The sequence below is a fragment of the Kribbella albertanoniae genome (assembly GCF_004348455.1).
Classification (GTDB): Bacteria; Actinomycetota; Actinomycetes; order Propionibacteriales; family Kribbellaceae; genus Kribbella; species Kribbella albertanoniae.
The window spans coordinates 22,000-29,332 of sequence record NZ_SMKA01000084.1 but is presented as its reverse complement, the minus strand read 5'-3'; the positions used below and the strand labels follow the sequence as shown (position 1 = coordinate 29,332).

The 7,333-nt window shown below is 68.2% G+C and carries 6 protein-coding genes; 2 read left to right on the top strand and 4 right to left on the bottom strand.

Annotation, left to right across the window (positions count from 1 at the left end; translation table 11 throughout):
• Positions 1 to 61: 61 nt before the first annotated feature.
• A complete protein-coding gene (locus tag E1261_RS19525; RefSeq protein WP_132408392.1) occupies positions 62 to 1,063 on the bottom strand; it encodes an AraC family transcriptional regulator in 1,002 nt (333 codons plus the stop codon).
• 140 nt (positions 1,064 to 1,203) lie between these two features.
• Here E1261_RS19525 and E1261_RS19520 point away from each other — a divergent pair, with 140 nt between their 5' ends.
• Together E1261_RS19520 and E1261_RS19515 are read left to right on the top strand one after the other, a co-directional pair.
• Positions 1,204 to 2,739: an AfsR/SARP family transcriptional regulator gene (locus tag E1261_RS19520; RefSeq protein WP_132408390.1), complete on the top strand. Its 1,536-nt coding sequence runs from the start codon at positions 1,204 to 1,206 to the stop codon at positions 2,737 to 2,739.
• A gap of 8 nt (positions 2,740 to 2,747) precedes the next feature.
• On the top strand, positions 2,748 to 3,983 hold the full coding sequence (locus tag E1261_RS19515; protein WP_165952566.1) for an amidase domain-containing protein: 1,236 nt from the start codon (positions 2,748 to 2,750) through the stop codon (positions 3,981 to 3,983).
• 83 nt (positions 3,984 to 4,066) lie between these two features.
• Here the strand turns inward: E1261_RS19515 and E1261_RS19510 are convergent, their stop codons facing one another.
• The 3 genes from E1261_RS19510 to E1261_RS19500 all read right to left on the bottom strand — a co-directional run bounded on the left by E1261_RS19510 (position 4,067) and on the right by E1261_RS19500 (position 7,194).
• Entirely contained in the window at positions 4,067 to 5,068 is a 1,002-nt protein-coding gene (locus E1261_RS19510) for a LacI family DNA-binding transcriptional regulator (RefSeq protein ID WP_132408386.1), read from the bottom strand.
• 130 nt (positions 5,069 to 5,198) lie between these two features.
• Positions 5,199 to 6,002, bottom strand: coding sequence for a hypothetical protein (locus E1261_RS19505; protein WP_132408384.1), 804 nt, complete (start codon positions 6,000 to 6,002; stop codon positions 5,199 to 5,201).
• Between the two features lie 100 nt (positions 6,003 to 6,102).
• On the bottom strand, positions 6,103 to 7,194 hold the full coding sequence (locus E1261_RS19500) for a family 43 glycosylhydrolase (protein WP_132408382.1): 1,092 nt from the start codon (positions 7,192 to 7,194) through the stop codon (positions 6,103 to 6,105).
• Positions 7,195 to 7,333: the final 139 nt, after the last annotated feature.

The following is a 7,333-nucleotide window of genomic DNA, read 5'->3' as shown; positions in this document are numbered from 1 at the left end:
CCCCCAGCCCATGCAACAACACCAACGAACTCATGCCAGCAGGCTGACACACCACACCGCACTACGCGCCCCACCGCGCGTCCTGGCGACTACCCGCCTTCGCGGTAGCACGAAAGGTGGCCGGGGTGGTGCCGAGGGTTCGTTTGAAGGCTCGGTTGAAGGCTGCTTCGGAGGAGTAGCCGAGGCGGGTGGCCACGCCGGCGATCGGGAGGTCCAGGTCCTCGTGGCGGAGCAACTCGGCGGCGGCCTGCATCCGCCAGTGGGTGACGTACCGCATGACCGGCTCGCCGACCAGGCTCGTGAATCTGGCAGCAAAGGCCGAGCGGGACATGCTGGCCTCATGGGCGAGGGTGGCAACCGTCCAGCGGTGGGCCGGATCGCGGTGGATGTGGGTCAGGGCGTGGCCGATCCAGGGATCGCGGAGTGCTGTCAGCCAGCTGGGCTGCGCCGCGGGCTGAGTAACCAGCCAGGAGCGGATCGCCTGGATGACAAGGATGTCCGAGAGCCGGGTGATCACCGCCTCGCCACCGGGGCGCAACTGTCGGCCCTCGGCAGCGATCAGGCGAAGGGTGCTGTGCATCCACTCGGCCTCGGGACCGGATGGTCCCGAGACCCGGTCGACCAGGACGACGCTGGGCAGCAACTCCAGCAGGCGGCGCGTCATCGGATGGTCGAGCTGGACCGTACCGCAGACCACGTCGGTGGATTCGCCGGGCCCGCGGTCCCTTCGCAGGATCGCGTACCGGCCGCCGCCGTACTCGTAGTCGAGCTCGTCGATCCGCTCGACCGCGGTCCCTGGGTCGCTGAGTAGTTGGTGTCCCTCGCCATGCGGTATGAGGACGAAGTCGCCCGGTTGCAACTGCCGGAGCTCTTCGCCCTCGATCGCGAGCCAGCAGCGCCCGCTGGTCACGACGTGGAACCACATGGACCCGGCGTCGGCCGGCAACTGCAGACCCCACGGCGCGGTCAGCTGCGAGCGGCAGTAGAACGTGCCCGTGACCCGCAGGAAGTGCAGCGCCTCGCCCAATGGGTCGGCAGCGATCACCGGATCGTCAGCTGCCATGACCCGAGTTTTCCCGGCCGGGAACCGGGCGTCCACCCGCCTGGACGATCGATCAAGGAATCGCGACGATCGAGGATGGTCTCGCTGTGACGCCGGCCGCATGCTGGACGAATGACGGTCGGCTGGCTGGGGGGTACCGGGTGCTTGAGATCGGGTTGCTCGGGCCTCTGCAGATCCGCCGGAACGGCCGGGCCATCGCCGTACCGGGCCCGCGCCTGCAGTCCGTGGTGATGATCTTGGCGCTGTCCGCCAACCGCCCGGTTCCGGTGGAGGTGATCGCGGATCGGCTGTGGGGCGAGCGAATGCCGCATCGCATCAAGCCGACGTTGCAGACCTACGCTGCCCGGCTCCGTCAGCACCTCGGCCAGCACGCCATCCAGACCTGTCCGGGTAGCTACCTGCTGCGGGTCGATCCGGATCGGGTCGACGCGCTCCGGCTCGCGGGCCTGGTCCGGGAAGCGCAGCAGACCGGCGACCCGGTCACCAAGCGGGTACTGCTCGAGCAGGCGGTTGAGCTGTGGCGGGACAATCCGCTCCTCGGCTCGACGGCCGCCGACTGGTTCACGACGAGTGAGGCCGCCCGGCTGACCGCGGTGTACCTGGCCGCCGTCGAGCAGCGGATCGATCTCGACCTGGTCGAGGAACGGTACGACGAGGTGATCGTCGAACTGCTGGAGCTCACCGGCCGGCACCGGCTGCGGGAGTCGCTGTGGATCCGGCTGCTCGCGGCGCTCCGGCTGAGCGGACGCACGGCCGAGGCGCTGCGCTGCTACGAGCAGATCCGTACCATCGTGGCCGGCGAACTCGGCGCGGATCCGGCGCAGGAACTCCAACAGGAGCACGCCCGCCTGCTCGCCGGCCGCCGCGCGGCGCCGATCCACACCAGCCCCGCGGTCGAACCCAGGCAGCTGCCTCCGGACCTCCGCTGGTTCACTGGCCGCTCGACCGAGCTCCGCGCCCTCGACGGGATACTGGACGGCGCTTCCCCTCAGTGCCCGACCATCGTCACCCTGACCGGCCCGGGCGGGATCGGCAAGACCGCGCTCGCCATCCACTGGGCTCATCGGGTCCGCGACAGGTTCCCCGCCGGTCAGCTCTTCGTCGATCTCCGTGGCTACTCCGCCGATGACTCGGTACCGCCTGAGGCCGCCCTGTTCACGTTCCTCCGGTCGCTGCAGGTTCCGGCTGACCAGATTCCCACCGGAACTTCCGATCGCGCCGGGCTGTTCAGAACCCTGACAGCCGACCGGCCGCTGCTCGTGGTCATCGACAACGCGACCAGCGCCGAACAGGTACACCCTCTGCTTCCCGCCTCGGGCAGCATGATCGTGGTGACCAGCCGCAACCAGCTGCGGTGGCTCGGCGTGCGCAACGGCGCCGTCCGGCTCCCGATCGAACCGCTGTCGGCCGGCGAGGCGGTCCAGTTCCTCACGACGGCAGCTGGGCGGGACCCGGCCGAATCTGCCGAGTTGGGCGAACTGGCCGAGCTGTGCGCCGGGTATCCCCTGGCCCTGGCAGTCGTCGCCGAGTCGATCCAGCGGTCGACAGTCACCCCTTGGTACGGGCGCAGTACGGGCAGCGGGTTGCTGCCGACGGTCCGTAATCTGCGCGAGGTCGAGGGGATTCGACTGCAAGCCTCCTCGGCTGGTGAGGACTCATGCGTACAAACAAAGTGAGGGGAACAATGCAGCGCTCACGAACACGCCTACTGGCCGGGGGGATCGGCGCACTTCTTGTGAGTGGCGTCGGTATGGCCCCGGCAGCCGCCCAGACCGACGGCGTACCGCCCGCCGTCGGCGCCAACGAGCAGGCCCAGCTCGTCGCACTCGCGAAGAGCTACCTCGAGGCCCGCACCCGCAGCCTGCTGTCCGACCGCAGCGGCCGACCACTGTCGAAGGCCGCCGTGGCACCCGTGGCCCTGTCGGCCGGGCAGCAACGGGTCGCGTCGGCCGTAGACCTCTACCTGGCGCAGAGCCGCCAGAAGCTGGCTTCCCACAAGCAGCGGTGGATCTCGTCGGAGACCACCGTCCTGCCCACGAGCGTCAAGCAGCAGCCCGACGGTTCGGTGACGGCAACTGTCACCGAGAAGACTCGGCTGCTGTTCGATCGCGCCTTGGATCCCGAGGCGCCGGAGGCCACCGAGCAGTCGGTCGACCGTGTGTTCACCTATGTCAAGACCGGCGGAACGTGGTCCATCGCCGACCTGGATCCGGGCAACGCCGAGCAGTCGGTGGCGGTGAACGACGCACCGCGCACGATCACCGAGGCAGCGTTCGAGGCCTCGCCGATGAGCGAGTCACCGGAATACATGTACGGCGCTCCCGGCCCGCTGTCGGCCGCCGACCAGGAGGAGGACCAGCGGGTGGAGCCCGTCACCGTCCACCCGCCGGCCGACGCTCCCGAGGACGGATCTCCGATCGACGATCCGCAAGAGGATACCGGCGCCGCGGCCGCGCGACTGATGGCCGGTTACTGCTACACCTGCATGGTCGATTACGCGACCCGCTACTGGGAGAATTACAACTCGCGTTACCGGAGCTGGAGCACGGATTGCACCAATTTCGTTTCCCAGACCATGAGGGCCGGCGGATGGGCGTACGACTACGGTCTGTACACCAACAACGCGAACTGGTGGTACAACAGCCTGAATCAGACCCGCAGCTGGCCCGCCGCGGAGAACTTCTCGCGTTTCGCTCCGAAACGGACCAGCTGGCTGAGCAACGTCTGGAAGCTGAAGATCGGCGATGTCCTGCTGGTCGACTGGGACAAGAACGGCAACAAGAACCACGCCATGGTCGTGACGAGGAAGACCTCGAGCATGATCTATCTGAGCTACCACACGACTGACACCATCAACAAGCCGCTGACGGAGGTCCTGCGGAAGGACACCACCGCCTGGTGGTACGCCGCCCGGACCTAGTCCACTTCGGCGGCCGGAGCGCCCTGAACAAGACAATGGTGGTCGCCCCCTGCGGGGTGACCACCATTCTCGTTGTGGCGAAGTCAGATGTGGTCGCCGCAGGATTCCCGGACGATCAGCCGAGGCTCGGCCAGGTGCGACCGCACTGCGGGCTCCGCGCCGGAGATGACCGCGAGCAGAGCGCGCGCGGCCGTCTCACCGAGGATGCGGCCGCTGGTCGCGACACTCGTCAGGGCCGGCACCGATGCCCGAGCGGGGCCGATGTCGTCGTAGCCGATGATCCGCGTGGATCCCGCGTGGCCCGCGTCGAAGAGGGCCCGGGCGACGCCGATCGCGATGCTGTCGTTGTGGCAGATGATGCCGTCCGGCAGCCCGCCGGCGGCCAGTTCGCGGCCGGCCCGGATACCGGCCTCCACGGTGGATTCGCTGGTCAGGTCGACGAGCTTCACGTCGGATCCGGACTCGGCCAAGGCCCGAAGGACGCCCTCGAGCCGATCGATCCGCGCGACGCCGTGCTTGGGCCCGCCGAGGTAGGTGATGGATCGGCACTGGTGCGCCCGGACGAGATGGTCTGCCGCCAGATAGCCGCCCCGCACCTCGTCGGAGCCGACATAGGGCTCGGTGGACCCGGCGACGTACCGGCTCAGGAAGACCGTGGGTACATCCCATGAGCGAATGGCGTCGACCAGGTCATGGTTGCTGCCCGTGGCCGGAACGATGGCCAGTGCCGCCACCTGGTGCTCCCGCAGCATCCGCACCAGCCGTGCCTGCTGGTCGAGCCGATCGCGCGTCGACACCATCAGTGCCATGTAACCGCTGTCGGTGAAGGTCGCCTCCACCCCGCTCAGGACCTCGCCGAAGAACGGCCGGTCGATGTTCGGAACGATCACGCCGATGGTCCGGCCCGTCCGCCGCAGTGCTGCCGCGCCCTCGTTGTAGACGTACCCGAGCGTTTCGATCGACGCCTGCACTCGCTCCCGGGTGGCAGTCGACACCCGGCCGGTGCCGGTGATGACGTACGAGGCAGTGGTTCGTGACACTCCCGCGTGCCGAGCGACGTCGATCAAGGTCACCCGTCTACCCATGCGATCACGCTAGCAGGCACCGAGCACGCGCCCTGCGCCCCGCCCACGGTGCCGGAAGGGGCCGAAGGCGCGGACCGCCGCGGACCTTCGACCCCTCGGATCTGCACGGAGTACGACGACAGGATCGGCGTCAGACCGCGCGGACGTGGAAGATGGCTAGGCGGGCGTTATGTGAGTCGACGTTCATGTTGACAGTCCTGGTGGTGCTGAGGGTGATCTGCACGGAACCGTCGCCGGGCAACCAGTGCAGGCGGTCGATGCCGGTGCCGAACGCCTTCTGTTCCGCGGCCAGGTCCGACGCGGTACCGAAGTCCGGGCGGTTGGTGTCCGCTCCCCAGATCACCAGCCTGCCCGCGTCGTGGTGCGCGCGTGCCCTGGCCCTGTGGATGTCCCGCATCAGCCACCATTCGTCGCGCAGGTCTGTGCGCTGGTCGCCGTTGTACGCGTTCGCGATGTAGTGGGTGTTGAGCACCGCGAACTCGATGGACGGATGGTCCTGATGCCGGACGACGACCTCGTTGAACCAACGCGTTGGGGTGACGCCGGGAATGCCGCCGTGCGCGCGCTCGGTCCGGCTGGACACCACGACCCACGGCCTGCCGACGCAGATCGGGATCCGGAACGACGTCTCGTGGCGCAAGAACGCCTTGGTGTAGAGCGGGCCGAAGTAGTGATCGATCATCGCTTCTTCGCCGGTATCGCCCTCGCTGATCTCCTGGAAGCAGACCAGCGGCCGGTGCTCGCCGTCGGCGTTGCGTACGGCGTCGAACGCGGCGTCGCGGGCTCCCAGGTTGTCCCGGCCGACGTTCGCCGTGATCACCGGCAGCCGGAACCAGTCGGTCGCCGCCGATGCGGTGCCCGTGCTCGCGACGGCACCGGCAAGCACGCCGCCGCCGAGGGCGAGCGCCTTACGCCTGCTCATCATGCTGGTCATGGTCGGACTCCCGGCAGGTGAATGGTGTGGGCAGAGGGGAGAATCGGATCGCGTCGAGTACGCCGGCGGCCGCTGGGCAAGCCGGTGGATCGCCCGCCCGTCATTCGACGTAGAACCCGTTGGAGTCGAGCTTCAGCTCGCCGATGATCGGGTGTCGCTTGCCGGTCGCGGTGTCGTACCAGGCCCAGACGACGGCGCGGCGATTGCCCTCGGTGTAGAAGGCGGCCATGGCCCCGGGGCCGGTGTGATTGCCGGGCAGCCCTCGGTACGGCCCGAGCCCTCCGCTGCCTGTGTACCCGAAGTACGGCTGGTTGGCGCCGTCCTTCAAGAGGGTGCAACGGCTGGACGGGATCGGGTTGGGCCCGCAGTCGGCGATGCCGGTCGAGTACCGGGCACTGTTCCAGTTGTTGCCGGAGAACAGCAGATAGTAGTGCCCGGATCCGCCGACGAAGATCGACGGATTCTCGATGACGTGGGTGCTGCCGGAGTCATTGACGGTGTCCCAGACCAGGTCGGTGCTCTTCAGGGCGTCGCGGCGGGTGTTCCAGAGGGCGAAGCCGTCGGAACCGACCTGGACGATGGAGATGCCGGTCTCCGGGTACGAGGTGATCGCGTCGTCCCGATAGGCGACGTAGAGCTTGCCGTTGGCAACGAACGGGTTCGCGTCGATGGCCCACCGGCCGCCGCCGGGGCAGGCCCAGATGCCCTTGTTGGTAAAGGGGCTCTTGGCTCCGCCGGAGGTGGCCAGCCCGATGCATTTCTGGCTGGTGCCGGCCTTCGACGCCGTGTAGTACATGTAGTACGTGCCGTTGAACCGCACCACACCAGGCGCCCAGACAGCGCCGTTGTCCACCGCCCACGAACCCGGGCCGGAGGGGAGTGCGTCGCCGGCGGCGCAGTCCGACATGCCGACCGTGTCGCCCGATCCGTGGTTGAGGAAGGGCACGTACAAGGTCACGCCGCTCGGTGCGCCGCAGCGGGGTCCGGCACCGGAGCCGACGGTCGTGCCATAGGTGACGTAGGTGCCGTCGTTGGCCTGCAGGGTGCTTGGGTCGGCCAAGCTGAACGACGACGAGCCGGTCGACGCGAGCGCTGCCGTGCTGCCGGGCGCGCCCGGCACCACCGCTCCGGTAACCGTCAGCGCGAGCGCCAACGCCGTCGCGAGCAGCGACGTCTTCCGTGATCTGGTCATGGATCCTCCTTCGTCGAACCCGGAGATCTCGCTCTGTCCGGGTGGGGCGGAAATCCGTCACATCAATTCCGGCGTGACGGGCGACGATTTACATTCTGGCCCCTGAAGAATCGATTCATCAACCTCGGACAATGCCGTG

Bases quoted from the DNA above. Each gene is read 5' to 3' on its own strand.
- E1261_RS19510 (WP_132408386.1), bottom strand. From the start codon at position 5,068: ATGGGTAGACGGGTGACCTTGATCGACGTCGCTCGGCACGCGGGAGTG.
- E1261_RS19500 (WP_132408382.1), bottom strand. From the start codon at position 7,194: ATGACCAGATCACGGAAGACGTCGCTGCTCGCGACGGCGTTGGCGCTC.
- E1261_RS19505 (WP_132408384.1), bottom strand. From the start codon at position 6,002: ATGACCAGCATGATGAGCAGGCGTAAGGCGCTCGCCCTCGGCGGCGGC.
- E1261_RS19525 (WP_132408392.1), bottom strand. From the start codon at position 1,063: ATGGCAGCTGACGATCCGGTGATCGCTGCCGACCCATTGGGCGAGGCG.
- E1261_RS19515 (WP_165952566.1), top strand. From the start codon at position 2,748: ATGCAGCGCTCACGAACACGCCTACTGGCCGGGGGGATCGGCGCACTT.